Source organism: Paenibacillus lemnae (genome assembly GCF_012933385.1).
In the GTDB taxonomy this organism is placed as follows: Bacteria; Bacillota; Bacilli; order Paenibacillales; family Paenibacillaceae; genus Paenibacillus_AQ; species Paenibacillus_AQ lemnae.
In genome coordinates this window covers 108,131-133,648 of sequence record NZ_JABBPN010000003.1, presented here as the reverse complement: position 1 = coordinate 133,648, position 25,518 = coordinate 108,131, and the positions used below count along the sequence as shown (strand labels likewise).

Sequence of the window (25,518 nt, the reverse complement as noted above, 5' to 3'; positions counted from 1 at the left end):
ATCGTCAACAAATAGCAAGTGATTTATTGAAAATCAGTATAATTTTCCCCTCAACTTTCGCAGCTTGAATTTGGCAGATAAACATGGCCAACACTGGTAGTTCTTAGTTACAAATACAACTGTTTGTTTAGCATTCCTGAGCTCTGCAGCTAGTTTATCGGCTTTTTTATGCAGATCTTTTAGGTGCTTTTCCATTTTGTCCTGAACTGACTTGATGGTCATTGCATTTCGCTGCCGCCCCCGCGTAAGATCCACCACATACTCGAGTGAAACGATTTTTTGTGTAGTAATGATGCATTTATCAATCTCCTTCCACATACCCTCATTTGGTATAGTCATAGGAATATAAAAAAGATTCTTCTTAATTTAGAAGAACCTTCTGTGATCTCTTGAATTATTTTCTTGTTTGAATCAATTTCATAATTCCAATGTCCTGAGCTAATTGACTTTTTAAGCATAGAAAAAGGAGAACCTCCCCAAATCTCGAAAGTGTTAAGTACCACCAAAACACAGAGATAAAAAGGAGGAACTCCCATGCCATATATTCGACACGAGAGCTTGTTTTCCCTTCAAGAGTTATACGAAATGGAGCAAAAAGATCGTTTTAAAGCCATATTCTCTGCGGTGGATATCACCCCTGCTCTACGTGCAGTTCGTAAAAAGTCTCTTTATGGGGCCCCGGTTGAAGCGAATTACCAGGCTGTGGTCTATTCATTAATCGCCAGGATCGTAGAACGAATCCCAACGATCAAAGATTTAATCAAACGGCTTCGTGAAGATATCCTATTCCGATTAGACTGCGGGTTTACTCTCGCCGAGAAGATTCCTTCTGCGGCTTCGTACTCAAGATTAATCAAAAAAATCAGTCAGAGTGAAGCTCTCGAACAGATGCAGGAACAAGTGGTTCAGCAAGCGATGACCGAGGGTTTCATTTCAGACGATACGATTGCCATCGACGGCACCCATATCGAAGCCCTCGATCAGGCACCGGCAAAACCAGAGCAGGAAGAAAAACCGAAGCCTAAGAAGCGTGGACGAAAGTCCAAAGCAGAGCGCGGAGTTTGGTTAAAGCAAAAACAAGAAGAAGAGGAACAAAAACCCGTCTATGAAAAGGAGATTGCTGCTCAACTCCATCTATCTTACGATACGTTACGAAATGAAATGCCGCTGGCTCCTTAGTGGGGCGTCAAGAAAAGCAGCGAAGGCAAGAACGTATTTTGGTATGGCTACAAAGGTCATTTAGCGGTCGGAACCCGGAGCCAGTACATCCTGGGAGCCTTGCTCTCTTCAGGAAACTTGAACGATGGGAAGGCTGCCATTCCTTTAATGAAGGGAATTACGGCTCAGTTCAAATCTTACTCCTACAAATATGCAGCCATGGATGCCGGTTACGATTATGAACCCATTTACAAGCAAGTTCGTTCATCTGAAGCTCATGCTGTGATTGCGTACAACCGACGACGAGAGCCTGAGCTTGTAGGGTTTGACGAACATTTTGCGCCGACTTGTGTCAGAGAACATGCCTATCGCTACGACAGCTATGATCCTAAGTACGAGACGCTAAAGTACGTCCGGCCGAAAGAGTGTCAAAGTTGCCCCTTGGCACAGGATTCGCTATGCCAGAAGGTATACAAGATGAAGATAACAACAGATTTACGAAAGTATTCTGCTCCTGCACGAGGGACCAAGTCATGGAAAGAAGTGGCCAAGAAGCGATCTGCCGTCGAGCGTGTGAATGCATACTTGAAAGAATATTTTCAATTAAACAATGTGCGGCATCAGCAGGACAAAAGGCCAAAGCGCACTTCAACTTGGTTACGTTAACGTACAACGCCATGAAACTTGCTAACGACCGATTAAACCAACAGCACCAAGAGCAGGCTGCTTAGAATTTCAAAAACCTGATTATAGATTTTCGGTTAATGCAAACATGGATGGCAATGCTTTATGAAATTAATTCGTTTGTAAGTTTTAAGGTAGAAGTTGCTGCCCCTCCTTCATCAGAAACGGTAATCTTACGAGTAATAGGAGTTTTGTCTGCTAAACCAGTGATTCATCCAGCTCCACTAATAAGATAAATCGTGTTGTTCCATTAGGATCGCACAAATACCGTAGAATCAACAGGTATATCAGACACCTTGACTGATGTACCCACACATATGCCAATATTTAAACAGATCAATCATGGTGGTATCTGACCATAATCGACCTGGAGTGCTACGATAAAAATGCAGTCGATAAACACCCTCGTATGAAATAAAATGAAAACAAACGAGGGGACGAGTGACAATGAATCGGTACGATAAAGCATTCCAAGAAAAAGCAGTAAGATTAAGTGATGAGATTGGATCAAAGAAAGCTGCCGAGCAGTTAGGCGTATCCTACTATACCTTGCAGGAATGGAGAAAGCGAAGAACCTTGCACGGTGACGGAGCGCATATTGGGAGCGGACGTGCTTATGCGTCGGCCGATAAAACTGCACGTGAAGTTGAACTAGAAAGAGAAATTGGCGAGCTACGCCGAGCAAATGAAATTCTAAAGGATGCACTCGGTTTTTTCGCAAAAGACCGGAAGCGGTAAAGGCACGTCAGCTCTATGCTTACATCCGTGCACGACGGGATCGATGGACCGTCAAGGAGATGTGCGACGTGCTTGCTGTCAGCGAATCGGGCTACTATCGTAGCTTGAAGCCTGGACCCAAACAGGAGCGACAGCAACGCCTTCTGGTCAAAATTAAAGAAATCATTGGAGAACATGAAGACAACAGCAATTACGGTGTCCAGCGTATTCTGCTGAGGCTGTCACAAATAGGTGTCACGACCAGCTACAGTACCGTCTATCGCATCATGAAAAAGCACGGACTGCTGAAAAAAGTGAAGCGTCATCCAAACGGCATGACACGTGAGGATGCTGCAGCTCAAAAGAGCGAGAACCTAATTCAGAGAGACTTCAGATCCTCAGCACCCAACCAAAAGTGGCTATCGGATATCACCCTGTTCAGACGGGAAGCTATATCTGTCCGCGGTACTGGATTGCTTTAACGGAGAGATCGTCGGGGTTGCGATGGACGACAATATGCGCAAGGAGCTCTGCATCCAAGCCTTTGAGAATGCCTGTAAAGCAAAAAACGCTCGCGGGATGATTTATCACAGTGATAGAGGCAGCCAGTTCACAAGCCATGCTTTCCGAAAGAGCCTGGCTAAACGTAATGCCATTCAAAGCATGAGTGGTACGGGACGTTGTTATGACAATGCAAGGATGGAGAGCTTTTTTGCTACGCTAAAGAAAGAAAAGCTGTACAAGATCAAAACGGAGCACTATCCGATGGTCTATATTAAATCGATCATCTTCAGATACATCATGGTCTACTACAACAGGCGGCGGATCTACACCTCCAATCCAGGAGGGTGGCCGCCAGCAATTTATCGTGAAAGAATGCTGTCACAAGCAGCTTAATAACGGGATTTCTGTATGAGGGGTGTTTTCAAACTGCACTTTTGTTGACAACTCCATATCCTACTATTGGCAGATAACTTCCCTGTAGCACTTGAAGGAAAAACGTCGTTATTAATTTTAAGAACAGTATCAAAAATCAATCCAGTCGGAGAAGTATCATTAGCACCAGCTATACGTATGTTCTCTTTTGGCATACCTATTTTTTCTGCATAATCTGTGAGATTTTTTATTTGAGATTCTGTCAAAGGTAGCTCGTTTCTTAAACCATTCGTATCTTTTATTTGTCTAATATTATTCTGAGTTCCCTCCATTTTCTTAACTTTGTTTGAACTCGCGCTTTCACCAGGCAATTTAGGGCTGTTCTTTACCCCAACCCGACGAAGAGCAAGACCACCTGCAATCATCGCGCTCTGCTGTCCAATAAATTGGCTGGTTCCTCCTGCAGCATTAACGCTCTCCTCAAATTTCTCCCGGGTATCCCCCACATCAAAAGCCATCTTGGTTCCCCAGACCGTAGTGTCAATGACTTCCTCTACCGTTCCGATCGTGGCATTGTACGCCATGTCTCCTATGGTTCCAATTGGATCTTCAATGAGAGCTTCTCCCGTATCCACTATGGAATTCGCTATGTTTTTGCCGCCTGTCTTCACACCTTCCCACACATCCTCTGCGTGATTCTGCCAGTTTTTTGGCTCGGGGGGCGCTCCAGATCTACCACTTGAAGCAATTTTTGAAGATACTTCCTCATCAAGGAGACGGAACTTATCAATATTCTTATAGGCAGTATTGACATAATTTTTAGCAATCAGACTTCAGCCACTTAGTGTAGCGAGGAAGCAGTAAAATATATTAAGATCCTCACAACATTAGATTTCTATGAGTTCCCAAATATCGTAGATTGACTTCCCATCAATTCGACCTTCCCTAAACAATTCCTCTGTTGTCGCAAATGATTGCGTGTAGCTGTCCTTCCCTCTTGTTAAATAGTACCCTTCCTTATTAAGACTAATCCAGTACTCTTCATCTTTATAGTAGAACTGGAACTCTTCGCCCCACCCTACCCGTTGAACTAATTCAGCATAATTCAATTTCATTGCCTCCCTCACTTACTTCTATCTGGATTGTCATTTTCATCATAAGTCCATATATGTTCGTGCGGTGCTTCAGGATGAGTTTTAGGGTTCTTATGATGAGTATAATCTACATCCCTTGTAGCCCTACCATCAGGACCATACCATCTTCTTGTTAATATTTCTCTTTTGTTAGAGTCTACGATATCTATACTTGAGTTAGGTTGACCATCCTTAGGCCCGGGATTATTTGTTACTGTAGTATGGTTTGCACTCGGGGTAACATCAAGAACATTCCCTTTATTCGATGTAACCGTTTGTCTCGGGATATTTCCATTGCTCTCGACCCCCTTGGAGTCATCACCGCCCTCCCCACCTGAATCGTGGCGGCGATTCTTAAGGCCGACTCTACCAAAAATCAAATTGCTGGCAATTATCGCGCCTTGCTGCCCCATATATTGATCTCTTCCACCCGCCTCATCTACACTCTCTTCAAACTTATCGCGGGTATCCCCTAAATCCAGAGCCATCTTAGCTCCCCAGACCGAAGTGTCAATGACTTCCTCAACCGTGCCGATCGTGGCATTATACGCCATGTCTCCTATGGTTCCAAGGGGATCTTCAATGAGAGCTTCTCCCGTATCCACGATGGAATTCGCTATGTTTTTGCCGCCTGTCTTCACACCTTCCCATAGATCCTCTGCGTGATCCTGCCAGGTTTTTGGCTCGGGGGGCGGCTCAGATCTACCACTTGAGGCAATTTTTGAAGACACTTCCTCATCCAGGAGACGGAACTTGATCGATATCCCCTTTAACTCTACACTCACTGACTCCATAAGTTCAATAACCCGTTTTAGATCCAGTCGAGCTCTGTCATAATCCGCATAAAATCGCTGCCGTGTCGTTCCTTCCCATAACAGCATCGTGTCCATTTGGTAATTCAGCTGGTTCACAGTCCACTCAAATTGCAGGGAAGCCTGGTGAAACTGTTGGGAAACTTGGATCAGCACTTCTGGCGGCACAAGTATTTTGGTCATATGCTACCTCTCCGTTTGCTTCGCTTATCCTATTGTACAGGGATTCAAATATATGGAAAAGGTTCCAGAGTCCTTAATTCACCCCAAAAAGCACCTCCACTCAAACTAGGTAAGTGGGGTGCTTTCATCTTCAGCCAACTATTTATTATAAACATAGTATGAGAGTCGTCCTGATTTGTTTCTCTTTCGGCCGAAACAGCCGCATTCTATTATGAAGGTAGGGACCGGCATGCTGCGGCAGCGGCAGACGCATCTGCATTTTGATCTGATCTTCGAGGAAGACAGTCCGGATGTGAAAATTTCGTTCAAACCGCTGGAGGAGATTTCCGAGGAGGAAATGGTGTGGTTCCGCGAAGATGTCCTGGATAACAATGCATTCAAAATCGCAAGCCACCTCCGGCTTCGAAACCCTGTCATTATCGAGAAGATGCTGTTTGAGATCATTAACGAATTCCAAATGAAGCTGCCTTATTATGAGACCAATGTGAAGGGGATGTTCATTCAGCTGTTTATCCATCTCCTGCGCGAGAATTATTGGAACCAGAATCCGCATCTCGTGACCAACATGGATGAATTGGTCAAGATTCGCAGCTACCTGAAGCATCATATCGATCAGAAAGTGACCGTGGACGAGCTTGTTCACATCTCCGGGATCAGCAAGTTCTATCTCATTCATCTGTTCAAGAAAACATTCGGCATGAGCCCGATCCAATATCACCAGATGCTGCGCATTGAGAAAGCGAAAGAGACCATTCAATTCACGACGGAATCCCTAACAGCCATTGCCGAAAAGTTTGGATATTCCGATATTCAGTCATTCAGCAAAGCGTTCAAGAAAATTGATGGTGTTAAACCGTCGTTTTACCGGAAGAATAAATAACCGTCAGGCAGGCCTGACGGTTTGTGGGGGATTGGTGTGAGTTCAAACCCACTCCCAATATTTCTGCCCTTGGCATACAATAAATCTGTCTAACCAAGATTCAAAGCTACAATTAAGGCTTTTCATATACTCTAACGGAGCTGACGAGTCTAGTACGTACATGTAGTTATCTTTACCATCCTTAACATCTTGCAAATTAATGACAATATAGTCGTGGAGTATATACGAAACTCCCAATAGATCAGGCGTTTCATATGCAGATTCAAAGATATCCCTATGCTCCTCAAGTTCTTTGAGATTAAACAATTGATTCTCAGAACCATCTTCAACATGGTTGAACAACCAACAACCATTTGTAGTTTGCAGAAAATCCAAGTAATCATCAGGTAACTTGCGCTTGATTTTTTGCTGAAAATTGCCTAAGTCGTGGTCATTCACGGGATCATTAAAGATGAATGTTGTGGTTTCAAAATTGCCTTCAATATGCTGAATAATCATTTCTTTATTTTCATTATGGTATCGATTTATTAAGTTCTTTAGACATTTATTATGCTGCTTCTCCAACATCACTTGTCACCTCCAGTATTCGTGTTATGGACAGAATGTTGAAATTCAAACTTTAGGATTCAAATGTCATTTTATTAGGAAATACACCGCCCTCCTTAACTAAATATTTGGCCATTCTTTGAGCCGCTCGATCGAAGTAAAATTGATTTGAATGATTTGGGCTGTTAATCGGTTCTAATTCTGAGAACATTCTAGTTTCTTCGAAGTCTTTCAAGAGTAAAACAAAAGCTCCCATTATAATCACCTCTAATCTTTTTAGCTAAGGATTTATTTTTTTGAAATTTGGAATATGCGAAGTGACTTCTGATGGGGCGCCAAAGGGTATGATTTTTGCTTGTATAGGTATATCAACTCTTGAAATATGTATTCCTTCTAAACAATCATTACACCATATCAAAAAATACCCTGCATTTTTCTGACGATCTCCAATGAATTCATATTTAACACGATGACCGCTGCACTTAGGACAAATTAAAGTCGGACTGTCCGGGACTTTTGTTATGACAGTTTCTGCAAGCTGGAGCCATTTTTTAAAATCATGATTTATCATCTTCATTTTCTCCGTCAATTCAAATATATTTTTGAGCCTTTTTTAATGTTCACTGTATTTACATTCCCCTTTATATTTATCGCTATAAGAGGACGATTAGATATCGAGAACGAAACACTAATATCATTAATTTCAAATTGAGAACTCGCACCATCTTCTTCCATGATCGTTATTTTCGAGCCCCTCATTTTGCTGAATAAAGTAAGATCATCTGTTTCATTTACAGTTATGACAAGTACTAATCCTCGATTTGGCGTATCTATAATATCTTCGATTATTATCTCTTCCAATGATCCACACCTGCCTATTTTCTTGCTACTATTCTAATAGATGAGCTTCAATAGCCTCATCTAGAGTCATTGCTTTTTCCAGATCATCATCAACCAGTATAAGCAAAGGACCTTCCATAACGTGCCCTTCTGATGTTATAACCTCAAATGTAGCGGACCAATATTTATGTGAGATTCTAGACACTTCTACATTAGTCAGTGCTAAGTAGAAGTGGTTGCTTCTATCTTTATTTACAAAATCGATAGCTATTTGCTGGGCCTTTTCTCTAGTTAGCTTCATTATTCAATTCCCCCTTTAATCGACAGCTGTTTATCGCATACCGAAAATGCCGTGAATCGAAGCGTCATATTCAATACCGTTTGCGGCGTGTATTGATGTCGATACATTATCTCAATAAGGCCATCAATCTCCGACATCGTCACACCCTTCTGGAACATGTGAATGACGAAGGTCTCTAGCGTTCCCATAATCTTCATAAGTTCTCCTCTGTTCATATCCAACAAAAAAAGCCAATCATGGTGCTACCTGACCATAATCGACCTATTGTTTATTACTTTTTCTGCTTCACTACAAATTGATTTATACCAGAAAAAATCAAGTCTTTCATTAACTCCGTGTAATTGTTGTATCCCTCTTCTTTTTCAATGATTATGTCTAACATATCTTTTAATTTGCCATCTATCATGATCGTTATACCTTCGACTTGCTCACCAGTCTTTTCGTTCTCAAACTTTTCAGATAATATGCTTACTTTATTTTCACTCATTGTTCTCCCCCATTGCTCTCAAAATTCAATATATCTTATTTTCTATACCCTTAACTTCTTCAATTAACTTCTTTGATACTAAAAGCTTCAACTACAGCATCTACTACCTGTTGCGGTGACCAGTATTTTTTGGGGAGGAATGTTGATTTAACTTTTTTTTGCACTCCGCTAACTTTTCATTTACGGCATTGTGTAGCCCCCATAACGACGGTTGCTCAAAACAATTTTCTCAATGAAACAATCTTATCAATTTCATATTGGTAATTACACTTTTCTCCAAAATAACCCTCCATACTTTTGAAAAATTCGTTCGCTCCGTCCAATAGTGTTTCAATTAGTTCATTTTTTGGAATCGAGATCTTAAAATGGTCATTAGCCTCTATCTCATATAGCACTGTATCCTTAGATACTGATTTTAAACGTATCTTGACAGGTTGATCAGGAAAGTAAGTCTCTGCTTCTCCTGTATTTAAGAGCTCCTCTATAGCATTCAAAATGTACGACCATAATTGGTCAACTAAATCCCATAAGGAAACATCAAGTAAAGATTGTTCGAAATACTTTAAAGTAATTGCTCCATTCAAATAATCAAAATCTAATGAATCTTTGAGATTCAAAATTTCACGTACGTCTTTAATCTGAACAAAATATTCTTCAATATTAGATTCCAATAGTGATAGGTCGTTAATTTTTCTGTCTGGTCTACTAATAAAGGTATTTACATAAAACAATTTACTCACCTACTATTCAGGATAAAATTGACCAACTCTGCCTTTGTTAAAACCAACTACATATTCCACTCCATGATACGTTCCCTTTATTTGATAACTGAAATTCGTACCATTTTCCAATAAGGTATCCCGATTTTGCTTCATAATAGATTCTATCGCATCTGCCACCTCATTTATTGTCATATCTTTATTCAAAAAGGTCTGTTTTGCTTTTATTGAGCCATCCCAATAATCGGGATGATGTCTTTCAAGAATATGCTTCATACCTCGTTTGTCGATCAAGAAGCTTTGATCTCCAAATGTAAAATTTCGGCTCTGAAAATTATCGAGAGCGTTTACTACATCGCTTGGTTCAGCTTTACCTGTTCTCTCAGCACCCTGTAAGTCATCACCGCCCTCCGCACCTGAATCGTGGCGGCGATTCTTAAGGCCGACCCTGCCAAAAATTAAATTACTGGCAATCATCGCACCCTGTTGTCCGATAAATTGGCTGGTTCCTCCCGCTTCATTAACACCCTCTTCAAACTGATCACGGGTATCCCCTAAATCCAGAGCCATCTTAGTTCCCCAGACCGTAGTGTCAATGACTTCCTCTACCGTTCCGATCGTGGCATTGTACGCCATATCTCCTATGGTTCCAACAGGATCTTTCACTAGAGCTTCCCCCGTACTCACAAGGGAATCTGCTATGAGTTTGCCGCCTGTTTTTACACCTTCCCAAACATCCTCTGCGTGATCCTGCCAGGTTTTAGGCTCGGGGGGCGCTTCAGATCTACCACTTGAAGCAATTTTTGAAGATACTTCCTCATCAAGGAGACGGAACTTAATCGAGATTCCTTTTAACTCTACACTTACAGACTCCATAAGTTCAATAACCCGTTTTAGATCCAGTCGTGCTCTGTCATAATCCGCATAAAAACGCTGCCGCGTCGTCCCTTCCCATAACAGCATCGTGTCCATTTGGTAATTCCAGCTGGTTCACAGTCCACTCAAATTGCAGGGAAGCCTGGTGAAACTGCTGGGATACCTGGATCAGCACTTCCGGCGGCACAAGTATTTTGGTCATATGCTACCTCTCCGTTTTCTTCGCTTACCCTATTGTACAGGGATTCAAATATATGGAAAAGGTTCCAGAGTCCTTCATCGATTGCTTGAAATGTAGTTGTTATCTGACTTTTTGCGTTTAATCAGATTCAGTAGATGAGTTCAGTGCATTTTGCTGATCCATGAGTTCTCCGTATTCACAAACAAGCATAGATTTATTTAAATCTTGAATATGCTTGACTTTGTTTCTCCTGACCGCTCAACGAATGGAAAGAAGTAGCCAAGAAGCGATCTGCGGGCGAGCGCGTGAATGCATACTTGAATGAATATTCTGCCTAGAAATGAAAATTTGATTATAGGTTTTCGGTTAGAGAAACATGGGCGGCTATGCATTATGAAGTTGATTCAAATGTCTCTACTGATGTAAAGGGACTACTTATTATCTTTTAACCATTTTCTAGCTTCTTCACCTACTAGAATATTTGGTTGCTCTGACGTCCCAACATTGATGCTTTTTATAAAGGCCTCTTCTAGCCCCCGAACCCCAGTTAACTTAGCACCTTTTATCAATACTCTTTCAAATGTAGCTAACCGTACATCAGCATTGAACAATATTGCATTGCGAAAATCAGTTTCATCAAAAAGACCAGCCACTAAATTAGCATCTGATAAATCAGCTTGAACAAACACCGTCTCAATACATTCACTATCAGCAAGTCTAGCGGCTTTTACATTGGCATTTGTGAAGTCCACATACGATATATTAGATTTACAAAAGTCTGTACCTTCTAAATTTGTAGATATAAACGTCGATGAACTTAATAAGGATGAAGAGAAGTCTTTGTTATTTAAGTTCATGCCATCAAAGATACAAGCTGTTATATATGCTTGGTCTAATGGATATTGTGACAAATCCACATTTCGCAAATCAATTTCATCTATACTTAGTTTTTCGCCTTGTTCTCCGATAGTATCAATCCAAAGACGGTGTGATTCTAATCGAGTTATAATTTCTTTGATATCTGTTGTCATACCTAACCCTCCTATGGATACCAAATAATCCTATCTAATAACCCAGCTTTTTTAATTGCCTCTTTTAACTGTTCAACATGTTCAGGAACCATGTCTCTTTTATCCACAATTACATTGTAATTTTTATCTAGTTCTTTATTAATTGCCTTCATCCCGTTGTTTACTGTGAAAGCGCCTTTTCTGGGTGAAGTATGACCATTTGGATAAGACACAAAACTTTTAACGTCCCATTTAACGTTATTTGTTGTATCAATAAATTCAGCTCCTCCGTTTCCTTGGGGGTCGCGTACTATCTTCCCTAGTTTTCCTTGTTGTTCCAAATCCAGCCCGACCTCTCTTTCTTTCAAACCTTGATTCCTAATTTTACCGCTATGTGAAGGATCACCTGCTAAATCATCCAGTTCCTTTTGAGTTCTTCCCCCAGTGTAACCTGCATGAGCTTTTGGCGTCCCCTCAGTCCCCTTGGAACTACCACCACCGCTTGAACCTTCGTGGTCCTTGAGCCCAAGACGGCGAAGGAACAAATCACTTGCAATCCTGACTCCCTGCTGCCCAATATATTGGTCTCTTCCTCCCGCCTCTTCTACACTCTCTTCAAACTTCTCACGGGTATCTCCTACATCCAGCGCCATCTTGGCTCCCCAGACCGTAGTGTCAATGACTTCCTCTACCGTTCCGATCGTCGCATTGTACGCCATATCTCCTATGGTTCCAATTGGATCTTCCACTAGAGCTTCTCCCGTACTCACAATGGAATCTGCTATGTTTTTACCGCCTGTCTTTACACCTTCCCATAGACCCTCTGCGTGATCCTGCCAGGTTTTGGGCTCAGGTGGCGTTTCAGATCTACCACTTGAGGCAATTTGTGAGGATACTTCTTCATCGAGAAGACGGAACTTAATCGAGATTCCTTTTAACTCTACACTTACAGACTCCATAAGTTCAATAACCCGTTTTAGATCCAATCGAGCTCTATCATAATCCGCATAAAATCGCTGCCGTGTCGTCCCTTCCCATAACAGCATCGTGTCCATTTGGTGATTCAGATTGTTCACGGTCCACTCAAATTGCAGAGAAGCTTGGTGAAACTGCTGGGACACCTGGATCAGCACTTCTGGCGGCACAAGTATTTTGGTCATATGCAACCTCTCCGTTTTTTTCGCTTACCCTATTGTACAGGGATTCAAATATATGGAAAAGGTTCCAGGGTCCTTCATGCAGCGCTTGAAATATAGTTGTTATCTGATTTTTGGGTACTGCGTCACCACTACTGGTCATGATTAACTCATGCCCTCCGCAATTCTTTCTACAATTTCTTTATCCCAATCATCAAGATCAGCCATTAATTCTTCATACTTGTTTATCGATTCAGGAGTACCAATAACCAAAAGAGTCGCTATACTGTAGTGTCCTATAGTGTCAATCCCGAAGAGTTTATTAACATTCGGATCTCTGAATTTGCTGATACAAGAAAGTTTAGAAATAATCTCTTCATTACAGAGTTTTTTGCTGACAATTTGACTTATCGCACTAACTAAAACCTGATTATGATGAATATCTAGACACTGGATAATTTCAAGATCGTTTAATTTGCCCTCTCTTATTTCCTTCGATAAACTTAAAGCCTTTACTTCCTATCACCTCTCCATTATTCATTCTACAGGGCCAAAGTTATCTATTGGATATTGCCGTTCCCATAAATCTTCATAAGTTCTTCTCTGTTCATATCCAACAAAAAAAGCCAATCATGGTGCTATCTGACCATAATCGACCTATTGTTTATTACTTCTTATGCTTCACTACAAATTGATTTATACCAGAAAAAATCAAGTCTTTCATTAACTCCGTGTAATTGTTGTATCCCTCTTCTTTTTCAATGATTATGTCTAACATATTGGAGTTGTCAACAAAAGTGCAGTTTGAAAACACCCCTCATACAGAAATCCCGTGATTAAGCTGCTTGTGACAGCATTCTTTCACGATAAATAGCTGGCGACCACCCTCCTGGATTGGAGGTGTAGATCCGCCGCCTGTTGTAGTAGACCAAGATGTATCTGAAGATGATCGATTTAATATAGACCATCGGATAGCGCTCCGTTTTGATCTTGTACAGCTTTTCTTTCTTGAGCGTAGCAAAAAAGCTCTCCATCCTTGCATTGTCATAACAACGTCCCGTACCACTCATGCTTTGAATGGCATCACGTTTAGCTAGGCTCTCCCGGAAAGCATGGCTTGTGAACTGGCTACCCCTGTCGCTGTGATATATCATTCCGCGAGCTTTCTTTGCTTTACAGGCATTCTCAAAAGCTTGGATGCAGGGCTCCTTGCGCATATTGTCGTCCATCGCAACCCCAACGATCTCTCCGTTAAAGCAATCCAGTACCGCGGACAGATATAGCTTCCCGTCTGAACAAGGGACTTCGGTGATATCCGATAGCCACTTTTGGTTGGGTGGAGGGTGTTTTTCGACTGCATTTTTATCGTAGCACTCCAGTTTGGTCGATCCTGGGTAGCCTCATTATTTATATTCTACTGTACCTAAGAATCTCAGATAATTGGATTGAATTGTAGCTTCTACAATTTCCCCAGTATACTTAAAGTTATAAAGCAACACTACTGTATTAATATCATCTGGCAGCTCTTCCTGCACTAGCTTATTATAGCTTGGTACAATTTTATCATCATAAGAAAATCCTTCCAGTAATTGATTCAGGTCATTACTTGCTTCTTCATAGTACTCTGCTTCTCTTACAGCATCATCATATCTATGAATCTCAAAATGTTTAGCAAATATAGATGGAATAAAATCTCCTTCATCTGAATAAGAAACAACAAGTATTCTATCCAGTTCCTCGGAAGATTGAACATCACCTACCCACAGAGATACGAATCCTTCCTTTTCCATGTTAAGCCTCCTCTAAGGTTTTAATCCATCTGGCAGAGCGTCTACCCCGCCTTCAAATCTATAATTCGCCCAGCTCTGTAATCTTCTCTTAAACATATCATAATCAGTTGACGAATCAATAATTTCTAAAAGTTCATTATGTGCTTTTGTTGAACCTTTCCCACCATGTTTTCCAGTGGGATTTACAAACTTGGTCTCGCTTATAAGTGTCCGCATATCGGCAATTTGTTCACTAGTTACTCCCCATCTTTTGAAAACATCTGCTCTTGATACCAAATGCCACTCATGTAGTCCACCAGGATGTCTGAGTCGGTCTTTTATGTTATCTCTTAAGTTAGGGTCTGACCATACTTTATCAAATTCATCAGGAGTCAAAGAATTAAACCATTTATTGAACTCTCCATTTCTTACTGACGGGACAGTATTAAGAACTTTCCCCGACCCCTCAGCCACCTTGGAGTCATCACCGTCCTCCGCACCTGAATCGTGGCGGCGATTCTTAAGGCCGGCTCTGCCAAAAATTAAATTGCTTGCAATCATCGCGCCCTGCTGTCCAATAAATTGGCTGGTTCCTCCTGCAGCATTAACGCTCTCTTCAAACTTATCGCGGGTATCCCCTAAATCCAGAGCCATCTTAGCTCCCCAGACCGAAGTGTCAATGACTTCCTCAACCGTGCCGATCGTGGCATTGTACGCCATGTCTCCTATGGTTCCAAGGGGATCTTCAATGAGAGCTTCTCCCGTATCCACGATGGAATCTGCTATGTTTTTACCGCCTGTTTTTACACCTTCCCACACATCTTCTGCGTGATCCTGCCAGGTTTTGGGCTCGGGGGGCGGTTCAGACCTACCACTTGAGGCAATTTTTGAAGACACTTCCTCATCCAGGAGACGGAACTTAATCGAGATTCCTTTTAACTCTACACTTACAGACTCCATAAGTTCAATAACCCGCTTCAGATCCAGTCGAGCTCTGTCATAATCCGCATAAAATCGCTGCCGTGTCGTTCCTTCCCATAGCAGCATCGTGTCCATTTGGTAATTCAGCTGGTTCACAGTCCACTCAAATTGCAGAGAAGCCTGGTGAAACTGCTGGGACACCTGGATCAGCACTTCCGGCGGCACAAGTATTTTGGTCATATGCAACCTCTCCGTTTTCTTCGCTTACCCTATTGTACAGGGATTCAAATATATGGAAAAGGTTCCAGAGTCCTCCATGCAGTGCTTGGAATGTAGTTGTTATCTGACTTTTGGGTAAAACGTCCTAGATGAACACAAATAGATGCTTTGCTTTAAGTTTTAAAAACAGAATGGTATGGTTTAAAAGGCAGTTGGAGTTCTATGGACAACTGGAGTAAGTGCTCGTCCGTTCTTTTAATCAGATTTAGTAGATGAGTTGAGTGCATTTTGCTGATCCATGAGTTCCCCATATTCACAAACAAGCATCTCCTGACCGCTCAATGTGCGGTGCGCGAATGGCGGTCAACGACTCTTAGCAGCACCACCACAGGTTATAATTAACCCATGCCCTCTGCAATTCTTTCTACAATTTCTTTGTCCCAATCATCAAGATCAGCCATTAATTCTTCATACTTGTTTATCGATTCAGGATTACCAATAACCAAAAGAGCCGCTATACTGTAGTGTCCTATAGTGTCAATCCCGAAGAGTTTATTAACATTCGGGTCTCTAAATGTGCTGATACAAGAAAGTTTAGAAATAATCTCTTCATTACAGAGTTTTTTGCTGACAATTTGACTTATCGCACTAACTAAAACCTGATTATGATGAATATCTAGACACTGGATAATTTCAAGATCGTTTAATTTGCCCTCTTTTATTTCCTTCGATAAACTTAAAGGCTTCACTTCCTATCACCTCTCCATTGTTCATTCTACAGGGCCAAAGTTATCTATTGGATATTGCCGTTCCCCTAAATCTTCACAAATTCTTCTCTGTTCAATATCCAACAAAAAAAGGCCAATCATAGTGCTATCTGACCATAATCGACCTATTGTTTATTACTTCTTATGCTTCACTACAAATTGATTTATACCAGAAAAAATCAACTCTTTCACTAACTCCGTGTAATTGTTGTATCCCTCTTCTTTTTCAATGATTATGTCTAACATATCTTTTAATTTGCCATCTATCATAATCGTTATACCTTCGACTTGCTCACCAGTCTTTTCGTTCTCGGCGTCTGCAGTGATACTAGAGTGGTCTTCATGAGGCTTCAAAGTTAAAAAAATTTCACTCTTGCAAAGGAACTAATACTCTTCCTATCATATCCTCAGGTGTATAGTTCGTACCGTCGAATGCAAGGTAGAGATAATCCTTCGCACGCTTTACATTAGGACCATCCACAAACATTGGTCCTTTGAGGAAAAAGCATTTATCTTTGTGTTCCTTATCAACAAAAACTGTCTTTATCAACGGACTGTCGATGCTACCTAACAGTCTAGCTTCGACTGTTATGAGATTCACTTCTTTTAATGAATCAGCCTTAATAATTTCTAACTCAAACAATTGAATTCGCCTCACTCTTCACTAAGTAATATTCTATAATCCCTAAGTGCTTGAATTGTCTGTCTCGTTTCATTATTTGGAATACCATATGCTTTCCTATACCGAATAAGTTTTTCCTGCGCTTCAATTTCCATCTGCAACCAATTGTCACCGGTAGCTCTACCAGTTCGATTTTGAGTTGAGTGAATGAATTCCTCAAACACAGCAGATGTCGTTGGATTCTCCCTATGCATGATAATGTCAGGCCCGATATTAGAGGCTTCTGCTTGATACTTGTCGAGTCGAGCAGTAACCTCAGGACCTTGCATGATAATTCCACCTTGCCACTCAAACTGTGCTTTCATGCGATCAAATTTTACAGAGTCAATTGCTACTCTTTCAGAGTTACTGCCAGTACGGAAAAGTGGATTAACTTCACTTGTCCCTTTAACCCCTTTAGAGCTGCCTCTAACACTTACTGAATCGCTGCGATTCTTCACACCCACTCGACGTAAAGCAAGGCCTCCAGCAATCATCGCGCTCTGCTGTCCGATAAATTGACTGGTTCCGCCTGCAGCATTAACGCTCTCTTCAAACTTCTCCCGGGTATCCCCCACATCAAAAGCCATCTTAGCTCCCCAGACCGAAGTGTCAATGACTTCCTCAACCGTGCCGATCGTGGCATTATACGCCATGTCTCCTATGGTTCCAACAGGATCTTCCACTAGAGCTTCCCCCGTACTCACAAGGGAATCTGCTATGATTTTCCCGCCTGTTTTTACGCCTTCCCACAGACCCTCTGCATGATCCTGCCAGGTTTTGGGCTCGGGGGGCGCTTCAGATCTACCACTTGAGGCAATTTTTGAAGACACTTCCTCATCCAGAAGACGGAACTTGATCGATATCCCCTTTAACTCTACACTCACTGACTCCATAAGTTCAATAACCCGTTTTAGATCCAGTCGAGCTCTATCATAGTCCGCATAAAATCGCTGCCGTGTCGTTCCTTCCCATAACAGCATCGTGTCCATTTGGTAATTAAGCTGGTTCACAGTCCACTCAAATTGCAGAGAAGCCTGGTGAAACTGCTGGGACACCTGGATCAGCACTTCTGGCGGCACAAGTATTTTGGTCATATGCTACCTCTCCGTTTTCTTCGCTTACCCTATTGTACAAGGATTCAAATATATGGAAAAGGTTCCAGAGTCCTTCATGCAGTGCTTGGAATGTAGTTGTTATCTGACTTTTGGGTAAAACATCCTAGGGCGTGTCTTCAAACCTAAGCAAGCCAAACTAAGCTAGATGCCAAGGATAAAAATGCCGCAAACGTACAGGCCAGCTTCTCATAGCGAGTGGCCAAGCGACGGTACTTCAGTTTATTAACAAAGCATTCGACTAAGTGAGGTTCTTTGTACAGCCACCAGTCGCATTTTCGCTGCTTTACACGGTTCTTCTTGGGTGGAATAACCGATGTAGCTTGCTGTTCCTTCAGTAGATCGAGAATGCGATTAGAATCATATCCTCGATCTGCGATGACTTGCTTATCGGTTAAATCCAGATCCCGCAGCATCTCATACCCGATCACACTGTCGTGTGTGTTTCCAGGAGAAAGAACGATGCGCAGAGGGCACCCTAACGCATCCACTACCGTATGAATTTTCGTAGTTATGCCTCCTCGGGATCGCCCGATTACTTGCTTGTCTGGCCCCCTTTTGCGCCAGCACCATGCTGATGTACACGGACGATCGAGGCATCAATCATTAAGCTTTCCAAATCGGGTTCCGATGCTAGGCACTCTAAGACTTGATGAAATACACCTGCTTTCTCCCAGCGTCGGAATCGAGTATAGACTGACTTCCAAGGTCCGTAATATTCCGGTAAATCACGCCATGGCGCTCCGCTTCGAGCAATCCACAGCATGGCATTGATCATGGTTCGATTGTCTTTGGCCGGCCGGCCACCCTGAGCTTTCCGCTCCGCAGGCAGCAAGTCTTTCATCTTATCCCACTGGTCGTCACCTAATTCGTATCGTTGTCTCATACCTTTATTTTACCAGATCAAATCAACCCTGTAGTTTGAAGACACGCCCTAGATTCACAACAATTGAAGATTCACTTCATGTTTATATACAGAATGGTATGGTTCAAAAGGCAGCTAAAGTTTCATGGACAACTGGAGTAAGTGCTCGTCCGTTCGTTTATAGACTGACTGAATAGCCATGGCTCAAGTCTTGCTATCGAATCTTTAAGATCCGATTTAAATATATTGTTCATCCATTCTCCTGCAGCAGACTGACTGTTTATCCGAGCCATATAACATACATCCAGCATCGTATATTGCCTTCGGCAGAGCACTGCGCAAACTACGAAAGGATGACTTAAGCCTATATTCCCGTCTCGACCGGTCTTTTATCAGTGGGCTGGAGAACGGAGAAAAAGCGCCCTCTCTGCTAACCATTACTGCATTAGCCAGGGCGCTTCAAATTTTCTAGTCCAATAATTTCATTGCATCATCAAAACCGTCATTCTTTAGTTCGAGGAGACGGTCTTCTTTTAACTGCGCAGCCGCCCTCCCCCCACGCACTAATGACAAAGCTGTCAATGACTCTCCAATACATCTCTTTGCATCCGCGTAACCCTGACTTATTAAAGACTGAATTCGTTCCGGCCTAAAGTCAAACAGACTTGGGAGAAGACCATTCCGATGTAATGTTTGCTCAGGCCGAACTTCAATAATCGTCGTATTCTTAAACTCATGCCTGTTAAACATGGATCCATCTGATAAGTTCACGACCACACAATGGGTATATCCGGCTAATACTAATGGAGTTAAAGGTGTATTACCTCTCGAATGCACAGCTCCTCCTACTCCCCCGTCAACATAAGGCTGCCCATTCACAGTTTGCCGGCTGTACACTCCCGGAATGGCTGCACTAGCCAGAATAGCTGACAGTCGTTCTTCTTTACGAATCTCATTCAATTGCAGATAGTGCGATTCATTTGTATCCCGAATACCGGATCCTGCGAGTAAGTAATCTACAATATCTCTTGTCATTCCCTTACTCGGATATGCCGATACCCAAATAGGTGATGCATTCTCCATATCATGGATACCCAGCTGCTCCTCTAATAATCTTCGTAAGAACTGGTTATCTAACAGCCCTTGCTGCAGTTTAGAAAGAAGGGGATGCTCCGTGATGAGCTGGCTTATATTTTTGACATCCTTCATCACCTTGATTTTTGAAGCCAGCAGGTTGAAGGCTTCGTCATATACAGCTAATCCCGGATGAAGTACGATGCCTCTTTTGACTGCAGCATGGACCAAACCCAAAACTACCATTTGATGATTCATCTTCACAATGTCTTGAATTTTCAGTGTTCTCCAAACTTCTTCAAGCCGATGGACACCTTCCTGAAATGACGGAGCCCCAGCTAGAAACACCGCATTTAACGCCCCGATGCTGGCTCCAGCATAAGCGGATGGCACCCAGTTCTGGGAGGCCAGGTATTGAGCGACTCCGATCTCATATGCTCCCCGGGCGCCGCCGCCGGAGAACACCAGGCCGAATACCGGAAAATCAAGATGCATGGAGTCCCCTCCTATGCAGCCGAATGCGTGATTCCATAAGTAATCTTTGGCTCAGCCTTTTGGATTCAAACACGAGTGGGACGTTGACCTGGGTCAGTATAGATCTCATAGACTCAGCACTATGCTCTTCCAAGTCTACTACTTTCAGCATCGTACTCTGCAATGGCAAGCTAGCCAAAAGTTCAGCATCATCTTGAAGTAGAAATCTGAGCATTTCCTTATGCGCTGCCCTCTCTTTCACCAGCGACAGCATCCACTTGTCCGTAGGTAAGTTGCGCATGGGAATTCCTCTTACGTCTTTCAAAAGAACGGCACACTTATAATTTAACTGTTCCCTGAATTCCGGGTTAACCGCATCATACACACCAAAAGGTCCCCAGCTCAAAGCTTCTAATACCAGAAACATTTGAAGCAGTGGTGAAAATGAAGCGTATCCTCCGCCCGCCCATTTATCAAACTCCTGATTCATTTGAATTAACGCACTTTGTCTCATATCTATAGAGGTGAGCTGGTTACGAATTTGTTCCGACTGCTGAGTAAATTGTTCCTCTAATCCATGCATTTGTTCAGTTAACTGCCGCACCTCGTTTTTTAAAGCAACATGCTTGTCCACCAGCTTCATGATTCCCTGCCGGGTTTCTGATAATTTCTCTGTCACATAAGCTAAAGCCCGATCGGTCTGAATTTGACTGGCCTGCAGATTCTCCAGCCAGATCATGGTGCTTCGCAGCCCTTCGTTCAAGTTCTGATCAATTCGCTGCTGCCGCAGCGCCGATTTACCGGTTACGGCATCGACAATTCTTGATCCGAGCCCTGTAATGCGATCTTGGCTGACGCGAATATGATCTTGTGTAACCTGGATTCCATTGACCAGATCTACTATCATTTTATCCTGCAAAATGGGAATGGACTGCACCAGGCGGCGTATCTCTTGTTCTTCAGCGTTGTACTCACGTTCATGTATGCTCATTAGACTAAACTGACTTCCTTTCCTACAGGATTGCCCGACAAGATCTCGTTCATTATCGGCTCAATATCCTGTTGGTGCAATTCGACTACCGAGATGAGGCTCTCCATAGCCGACAGAAGCTTTCCCAAAGACTCCTCGCTTTTCTGCTTATCATGGATACCATCCATAAGATTGCCGAGGAACTTGTCCAGATAGGATGTAAGATGATTGAAGTAATCAGCCAGATTGTTGGAGAGTTCCTGATTCATATAAATATCCAAATCTTGTTGAAGCTTCTTCTGCGAAGCTTTTAAATTTTCAAGCACTGCAGCACCCATTCGCTTCGTATCGATGTGGTACTCATCCTCGTGAACTGTGTAGGATTCGGTATGCTCTCTTAACCAGAGAGTGTACCACTTTCTAACATATCTCGTTTTTTTCTTCTCAACATTCTTCACATTGATAGAGTCTTCACGAAGAGATTCGAAGTTGATTTGAATCGGTTTAATGGCATGCTGCTTGAAAGAGATTTTGAGATGAAAGGTGTCATTCAACTTACTGGCCGCTCGCTCCAGCACCGGTTCCATTTTGTCCCTAATCTCACTTTGGAGCTTATACTCCATCGATTCAACGAACCGATTTACTTCAGATTGAATTTGCTTGAAAATCTGGGAGGAGTCCTGGACAAGTGCCGATTGAATCTTATTAAGAAACTCAAGCGCATCTTGTTTGTTCGAGAATACGTTTAATCCGCTTTCGTTTATAGGGATGGAGGCTTTTTGGGCAGGTTTAAACAAGGATATAATATCCGACATGTAACCTTTATTCTTTTTATTATTCTTCCTCTCCAGTTTAGCCCGTTCACTTTCCAATCTTTTTCCATGTCTAAACAGACTGTCAATCAATCTCTTTAGAGTCTCATTTCCCTGATTAAACACCAGATCAAATGTTCCAGATAGTTCTTTCTGAGCAGAATCCGATAATGCCTCGGCTTTCTCCTGAACATCCTGGATTAATTGAATATTATGCTCCAACTCTGTGATGATTTGCTTTAAAGAGTCGATGTCGATATGGATGCTTCCTCTTCTCATCTTCAGATATTGAAGGATTTCTTCATCGTACATGTTCATTTTCTCAAGTGCCGATTGAATGACAATGAGAGCAGCTTCTTCATAGGCTTTGCCAATTACACGGTCCAACGGCTCTTCAAAATCACTTTTCTGCCACAATCGCTCTGCACTCTTGTTTACCCGGGGGATATCATCGATATCTTCTTGCCAGAAGGAACCCAGAGCTCGATCTCCAAAATCCTCAATCCACTCCGCTTGATCAGGAGATGGCAAGCACCCTCTCTCTGCGATCTCACGAAGTGCATAATTCGCCAGATACCCCAACTGGCTGGAAACAGGAAAGATATGCTCTTGAGGCAGCCGGTCTTCAAAAAGTTCCTTACTTACATAACGGCGAACTTCATCCGCCCCCATGGAATTCCGGTCTTTTTGATCAAATTTGTTGATCAACACAAACAGCCGCTCCCGGGAATACTTCGCTACCTCCTCGATCGCCATACGCACCTCAAAGTCTGCCTCTGAATTAAGCTGAGTATAGTCAAGGACAGCCAGGATGGCTGATGCTTTATGTAACTGTTCTTGCAGAATTCCTCTTAAATGCACCTGTCCTGCCTCATTGGGGCCCGGTGTATCAATAAGGGTCAGTCTCCCGTTGGTTTGCTGCTTTCTATGCTTTAAATGAAAGAACTCTACATCAATGACGGGCAGCTCCAGTAAGGATGTATATTCGGTAAGAGGAGAAGGAAGATCCAGATTCTTGGAGTCGCACAATCTTGAAATATCATTAAGCGTCTTCAGGAAATCATAAATACCCTCGGTCCCATGATAGGCTGAATCCAGCTCATGGATATGACCGCTCAAGATATCCTGAACTAATGTTCTGCCATCATCCGAAGCATTGACCGGGAGGCTCGACAATGCTTCCTCATCCATGTCACGCAGCGCTGATCTGATTTCCCGTATAGCCTGATTGAATGGTTGCGGCTTGGGAAAACGTAAAACCGGTGTTTCCTGTCCCGGCTGATGCCTGATCATTGTGGGTAACGTGGTCATCGGTCTATTCCGGTTCGGCAGCACCTCCCGGCCAACGATCGCATTAATTGTCGTCGACTTTCCTGCCTTCATTGTTCCTACAACGGCAAGCGTCATCTCCAAATCATGAACCTTCGTCAGCTCTTCTGCTAACGCTGCATTCCACATTTCAGCCAAGGGCCGGTCAAGAGAACGTTCTTGCTGCTCGTCTCTCTCCATAACCATGTCTTCCGATTCCAGAAGATCACTTATTATATTGCGCTGCTGAGATAAAAGCCTGATGACTTCATCCCTGACCGCGCTGACCGTATCTTTAAACATGAAAAAACCTCCTGCATCCATTTAAAGTAAGTTAAGAGCAAAGCGGTAATCAGCCTCAATGAAATGCATGATTACTTAATCATTATAGACTGTCTATGTAGCAAACCTTGTCATCGAATGTACGTTCCGATCAAGATGTCTCTTCTTAGAAAGATCCTATTCGTTCGAATAAGATAAAGACATCTGTTAATCGACAACCGCTTTCAATATATATATCCATTCAACAATGACTTCCGAACTCCTCCTCAAGAACCAACTGGATCTATATTTTTCATTAACATGTCTCCTATTTCCTATTTATCGGTCAAATAGCTCATCAGTCTTTACCGCGTCATTCCTATGTAAAGCCAGCAAGACAGTATACACTAACCCCGAAGACAACACCATTTAAGGGAATAACTCAAGAGCAGCATCTGTTCAGAACAACAAAAAAGCCCACCATTCTTTAGGAGGAGGCCTGAGTATATAGAGCTATCAGATCGTGTCGCTGGAGTTACCAAGGCTGAATTGCTGTAGAAGAGTACCTAGATAATGGTTTACTTCGTTATACTTAAATCCTTTTTCTAATAAATAATTCATGCGTTCAACCACAAGGTCCGCATCCGTCCAATCACTAATGTCGACACTTTTAGCACGAATTCTAGTAAAACTTCCATTCAGCTTTTTCAGAGCATTTGACTTTATGGATAATAAATGATCCGGGTCATTATCATTGATATAATTTAATAATTTCAATCTGGTATGACCATCCGTGATGGGTCCTACTTCAAGGATAAGTCGCAGCTTTTTCTCTTCAGCAGCAAAGAAATAGCTTATGGGTCTTGGTGATTTCCATTTCTTAAGTAAACGAGGCAGCTGTTGATCGATCATATTAGGCATAAACCAGTATTCTTTATCGCTTAAAAAGAAATCAGGATTTTCCCCATGCCCAATGTCATTCAACTCCGATTTCAAGACCTCGGCTGCCTGGTTGAGGGTCGAAGTGGAAGTAACCCCATATTTAATGATTGTTTCTATCGCTTCTCTATGATGTTTATAAATATCGCGGCATAGCTTTATTAGCTGTTCATCCTGCAAAGTGAGTACCTCCAGAGTCTTGGTATAGTAACTAATAAAATTATGGATTTTACTATTCATATTTTCTTTATTTAAGGTCAGAATGGATTTTAAAATGCTAAGAATATCCAAGTGTGCAAGGCTAAAATATTCCGAGTGCGGGGCTTCTTCTCCGTTTAAAGTTAGGAATACAGGAATAATGTGCTGGACCCCTGGATAATGATCCTTAACTAATTGGATGTACTTCTCTAGCTGATGGCTTTCTAAACCGGCGTGCACTTTATTTTCAATAAGAAGGATAAAATCATTGCTCCTTGAAAAGACAAGAATATGGAAGCTGCCTAATAATATATCCGATACCTTCAAGTCGTGGTTTTTAATATCAATGTCTCTGCATATTACTTCAGCAGTTACTTTCTTTAGTACCAAATCGCTTAAGAAGTGATTCTCTCTTGGATTTAACAGCCATGCCAGTATGTTTGAATGTCGAATCTCAAATTGATCCACCTTCATCACTTTAAAAGGATTGAACTCATTGATCCGAGAATTCAAAAGCTCCAATAAATCATTATTTGTAACAAAACGATTGATTTTATGGTAAAGCTCGTCCATATCACTCATAATCTTTTCTCCTTAACATGATTTCTATAAAGAGGGACTAGGTA

29 protein-coding genes and 2 pseudogenes are annotated in these 25,518 nt (G+C 42.2%); 6 read left to right on the top strand and 25 right to left on the bottom strand.

Annotation, left to right across the window (positions count from 1 at the left end):
* Nucleotides 1-33 precede the first annotated feature (33 nt).
* A complete protein-coding gene (locus HII30_RS04325) occupies nt 34-339 on the bottom strand; it encodes a hypothetical protein (RefSeq protein WP_169503787.1) in 306 nt (101 codons plus the stop codon).
* Between the two features lie 195 nt (nt 340-534).
* Between HII30_RS04325 and HII30_RS04320 the strand changes: the two are divergent.
* The 4 genes and pseudogenes from HII30_RS04320 to HII30_RS21430 all read left to right on the top strand — a co-directional run bounded on the left by HII30_RS04320 (nt 535) and on the right by HII30_RS21430 (nt 3,456).
* Nucleotides 535-1,889: pseudogene (locus tag HII30_RS04320) on the top strand (transposase).
* 400 nt (nt 1,890-2,289) lie between these two features.
* Nucleotides 2,290-2,580 carry a transposase gene (locus tag HII30_RS04315; protein WP_169503786.1) on the top strand — a complete coding sequence of 97 codons (291 nt, stop codon included), beginning with the start codon at nt 2,290-2,292 and terminating at the stop codon, nt 2,578-2,580.
* A 68-nt stretch (nt 2,581-2,648) separates the two neighbouring features.
* Nucleotides 2,649-3,041, top strand: a complete 393-nt coding sequence (locus tag HII30_RS21435; RefSeq protein WP_211184431.1) for an IS3 family transposase — start codon at nt 2,649-2,651, stop codon at nt 3,039-3,041.
* A complete protein-coding gene (locus HII30_RS21430; RefSeq protein ID WP_343045069.1) occupies nt 2,986-3,456 on the top strand; it encodes a DDE-type integrase/transposase/recombinase in 471 nt (156 codons plus the stop codon). The genes HII30_RS21435 and HII30_RS21430 overlap by 56 nt, the downstream gene beginning before the upstream one ends.
* Here HII30_RS21430 and HII30_RS21550 read toward each other — a convergent pair.
* The 3 genes from HII30_RS21550 to HII30_RS04295 all read right to left on the bottom strand — a co-directional run bounded on the left by HII30_RS21550 (nt 3,453) and on the right by HII30_RS04295 (nt 5,563).
* Nucleotides 3,453-4,106, bottom strand: a complete 654-nt coding sequence (locus tag HII30_RS21550; protein WP_246246099.1) for a hypothetical protein — start codon at nt 4,104-4,106, stop codon at nt 3,453-3,455. The genes HII30_RS21430 and HII30_RS21550 overlap by 4 nt on opposite strands.
* Before the next feature lie 216 nt (nt 4,107-4,322).
* Nucleotides 4,323-4,550 (bottom strand): hypothetical protein, encoded by a 228-nt coding sequence (locus HII30_RS04300; protein WP_211184430.1) that lies wholly within the window; start codon nt 4,548-4,550, stop codon nt 4,323-4,325.
* An 8-nt stretch (nt 4,551-4,558) separates the two neighbouring features.
* Complete coding sequence (locus HII30_RS04295) at nt 4,559-5,563, bottom strand: WXG100 family type VII secretion target (RefSeq protein WP_169503784.1); 1,005 nt, start codon at nt 5,561-5,563, stop codon at nt 4,559-4,561.
* A 211-nt stretch (nt 5,564-5,774) separates the two neighbouring features.
* Here HII30_RS04295 and HII30_RS04290 point away from each other — a divergent pair, with 211 nt between their 5' ends.
* A complete protein-coding gene (locus HII30_RS04290) occupies nt 5,775-6,443 on the top strand; it encodes a helix-turn-helix domain-containing protein (RefSeq protein WP_169503783.1) in 669 nt (222 codons plus the stop codon).
* Nucleotides 6,444-6,485: 42 nt separating this feature from the next.
* Here the strand turns inward: HII30_RS04290 and HII30_RS04285 are convergent, their stop codons facing one another.
* The 17 genes and pseudogenes from HII30_RS04285 to HII30_RS04200 form a co-directional block, all read right to left on the bottom strand.
* Nucleotides 6,486-7,010: an SMI1/KNR4 family protein gene (locus HII30_RS04285; RefSeq protein ID WP_169503782.1), complete on the bottom strand. Its 525-nt coding sequence runs from the start codon at nt 7,008-7,010 to the stop codon at nt 6,486-6,488.
* Nucleotides 7,011-7,269: 259 nt separating this feature from the next.
* Entirely contained in the window at nt 7,270-7,560 is a 291-nt protein-coding gene (locus tag HII30_RS04275) for a hypothetical protein (protein WP_169503780.1), read from the bottom strand.
* Between the two features lie 318 nt (nt 7,561-7,878).
* Nucleotides 7,879-8,130, bottom strand: coding sequence for a hypothetical protein (locus HII30_RS04270; protein ID WP_169503779.1), 252 nt, complete (start codon nt 8,128-8,130; stop codon nt 7,879-7,881).
* Nucleotides 8,131-8,192: 62 nt separating this feature from the next.
* A pseudogene (locus HII30_RS04265) lies at nt 8,193-8,312 on the bottom strand (transposase); the annotation flags it as partial.
* 89 nt (nt 8,313-8,401) lie between these two features.
* Entirely contained in the window at nt 8,402-8,617 is a 216-nt protein-coding gene (locus HII30_RS04260; RefSeq protein WP_169503778.1) for a hypothetical protein, read from the bottom strand.
* Nucleotides 8,618-8,832: 215 nt separating this feature from the next.
* Complete coding sequence (locus HII30_RS04255; protein WP_343045063.1) at nt 8,833-9,357, bottom strand: hypothetical protein; 525 nt, start codon at nt 9,355-9,357, stop codon at nt 8,833-8,835.
* A gap of 3 nt (nt 9,358-9,360) precedes the next feature.
* Complete coding sequence (locus HII30_RS21540) at nt 9,361-10,212, bottom strand: EndoU domain-containing protein (protein ID WP_246246098.1); 852 nt, start codon at nt 10,210-10,212, stop codon at nt 9,361-9,363.
* A gap of 37 nt (nt 10,213-10,249) precedes the next feature.
* Nucleotides 10,250-10,414, bottom strand: a complete 165-nt coding sequence (locus tag HII30_RS04245) for a hypothetical protein (protein WP_169503777.1) — start codon at nt 10,412-10,414, stop codon at nt 10,250-10,252.
* Between the two features lie 410 nt (nt 10,415-10,824).
* Complete coding sequence (locus HII30_RS04240) at nt 10,825-11,424, bottom strand: pentapeptide repeat-containing protein (RefSeq protein WP_169503776.1); 600 nt, start codon at nt 11,422-11,424, stop codon at nt 10,825-10,827.
* A gap of 11 nt (nt 11,425-11,435) precedes the next feature.
* Nucleotides 11,436-12,563, bottom strand: a complete 1,128-nt coding sequence (locus HII30_RS04235) for a hypothetical protein (RefSeq protein ID WP_169503775.1) — start codon at nt 12,561-12,563, stop codon at nt 11,436-11,438.
* A gap of 812 nt (nt 12,564-13,375) precedes the next feature.
* Nucleotides 13,376-13,918 carry an IS3 family transposase gene (locus HII30_RS04230; protein WP_169504078.1) on the bottom strand — a complete coding sequence of 181 codons (543 nt, stop codon included), beginning with the start codon at nt 13,916-13,918 and terminating at the stop codon, nt 13,376-13,378.
* A gap of 24 nt (nt 13,919-13,942) precedes the next feature.
* Nucleotides 13,943-14,329: an immunity 22 family protein gene (locus tag HII30_RS04225; protein ID WP_169503774.1), complete on the bottom strand. Its 387-nt coding sequence runs from the start codon at nt 14,327-14,329 to the stop codon at nt 13,943-13,945.
* A 12-nt stretch (nt 14,330-14,341) separates the two neighbouring features.
* The gene (locus HII30_RS04220; protein ID WP_169503773.1) at nt 14,342-15,469 is read right to left on the bottom strand and encodes a WXG100 family type VII secretion target; all 1,128 of its coding nucleotides are present in this window, start codon (nt 15,467-15,469) and stop codon (nt 14,342-14,344) included.
* Between the two features lie 377 nt (nt 15,470-15,846).
* Nucleotides 15,847-16,197 (bottom strand): hypothetical protein, encoded by a 351-nt coding sequence (locus HII30_RS04215; RefSeq protein ID WP_169503772.1) that lies wholly within the window; start codon nt 16,195-16,197, stop codon nt 15,847-15,849.
* Between the two features lie 385 nt (nt 16,198-16,582).
* The gene (locus tag HII30_RS04210; protein ID WP_169503771.1) at nt 16,583-16,858 is read right to left on the bottom strand and encodes a hypothetical protein; all 276 of its coding nucleotides are present in this window, start codon (nt 16,856-16,858) and stop codon (nt 16,583-16,585) included.
* 11 nt (nt 16,859-16,869) lie between these two features.
* Nucleotides 16,870-17,973: a WXG100 family type VII secretion target gene (locus HII30_RS04205; RefSeq protein ID WP_169503770.1), complete on the bottom strand. Its 1,104-nt coding sequence runs from the start codon at nt 17,971-17,973 to the stop codon at nt 16,870-16,872.
* Between the two features lie 143 nt (nt 17,974-18,116).
* Nucleotides 18,117-18,877 (bottom strand): IS5 family transposase gene (locus tag HII30_RS04200; RefSeq protein WP_211184429.1). Its coding sequence is split into 2 segments (ribosomal slippage): nt 18,117-18,533 and nt 18,536-18,877, totalling 759 coding nucleotides; the frame shifts between segments, so codons are not numbered across the junction.
* A 220-nt stretch (nt 18,878-19,097) separates the two neighbouring features.
* Between HII30_RS04200 and HII30_RS21910 the strand changes: the two genes are divergently transcribed.
* Nucleotides 19,098-19,328 carry a helix-turn-helix domain-containing protein gene (locus HII30_RS21910; RefSeq protein ID WP_343045068.1) on the top strand — a complete coding sequence of 77 codons (231 nt, stop codon included), beginning with the start codon at nt 19,098-19,100 and terminating at the stop codon, nt 19,326-19,328.
* On the opposite strand, the gene HII30_RS04190 is transcribed toward HII30_RS21910, so the two are convergent.
* The 4 genes from HII30_RS04190 to HII30_RS04175 form a co-directional block, all read right to left on the bottom strand.
* Nucleotides 19,325-20,425, bottom strand: a complete 1,101-nt coding sequence (locus HII30_RS04190; protein WP_169503769.1) for a patatin-like phospholipase family protein — start codon at nt 20,423-20,425, stop codon at nt 19,325-19,327. The two genes, HII30_RS21910 and HII30_RS04190, sit on opposite strands and share 4 nt — an antisense overlap.
* The gene (locus HII30_RS04185) at nt 20,415-21,395 is read right to left on the bottom strand and encodes a diguanylate cyclase regulator RdcB family protein (protein WP_169503768.1); all 981 of its coding nucleotides are present in this window, start codon (nt 21,393-21,395) and stop codon (nt 20,415-20,417) included. The genes HII30_RS04190 and HII30_RS04185 overlap by 11 nt, the downstream gene beginning before the upstream one ends.
* Entirely contained in the window at nt 21,395-23,797 is a 2,403-nt protein-coding gene (locus HII30_RS04180; RefSeq protein WP_169503767.1) for a dynamin family protein, read from the bottom strand. The genes HII30_RS04185 and HII30_RS04180 overlap by 1 nt, the downstream gene beginning before the upstream one ends.
* Before the next feature lie 474 nt (nt 23,798-24,271).
* Nucleotides 24,272-25,474: a PDDEXK-like family protein gene (locus HII30_RS04175; protein ID WP_169503766.1), complete on the bottom strand. Its 1,203-nt coding sequence runs from the start codon at nt 25,472-25,474 to the stop codon at nt 24,272-24,274.
* Nucleotides 25,475-25,518 lie beyond the last annotated feature (44 nt).

Excerpts from the sequence above, each read along its gene's own strand:
- HII30_RS04325 (WP_169503787.1), bottom strand. The coding sequence starts at position 339 with ATGACTATACCAAATGAGGGTATGTGGAAGGAGATTGATAAATGCATC.
- HII30_RS04315 (WP_169503786.1), top strand. The coding sequence starts at position 2,290 with ATGAATCGGTACGATAAAGCATTCCAAGAAAAAGCAGTAAGATTAAGT.
- HII30_RS04300 (WP_211184430.1), bottom strand. The coding sequence starts at position 4,550 with ATGAAATTGAATTATGCTGAATTAGTTCAACGGGTAGGGTGGGGCGAA.
- HII30_RS04295 (WP_169503784.1), bottom strand. The coding sequence starts at position 5,563 with ATGACCAAAATACTTGTGCCGCCAGAAGTGCTGATCCAAGTTTCCCAA.
- HII30_RS04290 (WP_169503783.1), top strand. The coding sequence starts at position 5,775 with ATGAAGGTAGGGACCGGCATGCTGCGGCAGCGGCAGACGCATCTGCAT.
- HII30_RS04285 (WP_169503782.1), bottom strand. The coding sequence starts at position 7,010 with ATGTTGGAGAAGCAGCATAATAAATGTCTAAAGAACTTAATAAATCGA.
- HII30_RS04275 (WP_169503780.1), bottom strand. The coding sequence starts at position 7,560 with ATGATAAATCATGATTTTAAAAAATGGCTCCAGCTTGCAGAAACTGTC.
- HII30_RS04270 (WP_169503779.1), bottom strand. The coding sequence starts at position 8,130 with ATGAAGCTAACTAGAGAAAAGGCCCAGCAAATAGCTATCGATTTTGTA.
- HII30_RS04260 (WP_169503778.1), bottom strand. The coding sequence starts at position 8,617 with ATGAGTGAAAATAAAGTAAGCATATTATCTGAAAAGTTTGAGAACGAA.
- HII30_RS21540 (WP_246246098.1), bottom strand. The coding sequence starts at position 10,212 with ATGGAGTCTGTAAGTGTAGAGTTAAAAGGAATCTCGATTAAGTTCCGT.
- HII30_RS04245 (WP_169503777.1), bottom strand. The coding sequence starts at position 10,414 with ATGACCAAAATACTTGTGCCGCCGGAAGTGCTGATCCAGGTATCCCAG.
- HII30_RS04240 (WP_169503776.1), bottom strand. The coding sequence starts at position 11,424 with ATGACAACAGATATCAAAGAAATTATAACTCGATTAGAATCACACCGT.
- HII30_RS04235 (WP_169503775.1), bottom strand. The coding sequence starts at position 12,563 with ATGACCAAAATACTTGTGCCGCCAGAAGTGCTGATCCAGGTGTCCCAG.
- HII30_RS04225 (WP_169503774.1), bottom strand. The coding sequence starts at position 14,329 with ATGGAAAAGGAAGGATTCGTATCTCTGTGGGTAGGTGATGTTCAATCT.
- HII30_RS04220 (WP_169503773.1), bottom strand. The coding sequence starts at position 15,469 with ATGACCAAAATACTTGTGCCGCCGGAAGTGCTGATCCAGGTGTCCCAG.
- HII30_RS04205 (WP_169503770.1), bottom strand. The coding sequence starts at position 17,973 with ATGACCAAAATACTTGTGCCGCCAGAAGTGCTGATCCAGGTGTCCCAG.
- HII30_RS04190 (WP_169503769.1), bottom strand. The coding sequence starts at position 20,425 with ATGCATCTTGATTTTCCGGTATTCGGCCTGGTGTTCTCCGGCGGCGGC.
- HII30_RS04185 (WP_169503768.1), bottom strand. The coding sequence starts at position 21,395 with ATGAGCATACATGAACGTGAGTACAACGCTGAAGAACAAGAGATACGC.
- HII30_RS04180 (WP_169503767.1), bottom strand. The coding sequence starts at position 23,797 with ATGTTTAAAGATACGGTCAGCGCGGTCAGGGATGAAGTCATCAGGCTT.
- HII30_RS04175 (WP_169503766.1), bottom strand. The coding sequence starts at position 25,474 with ATGAGTGATATGGACGAGCTTTACCATAAAATCAATCGTTTTGTTACA.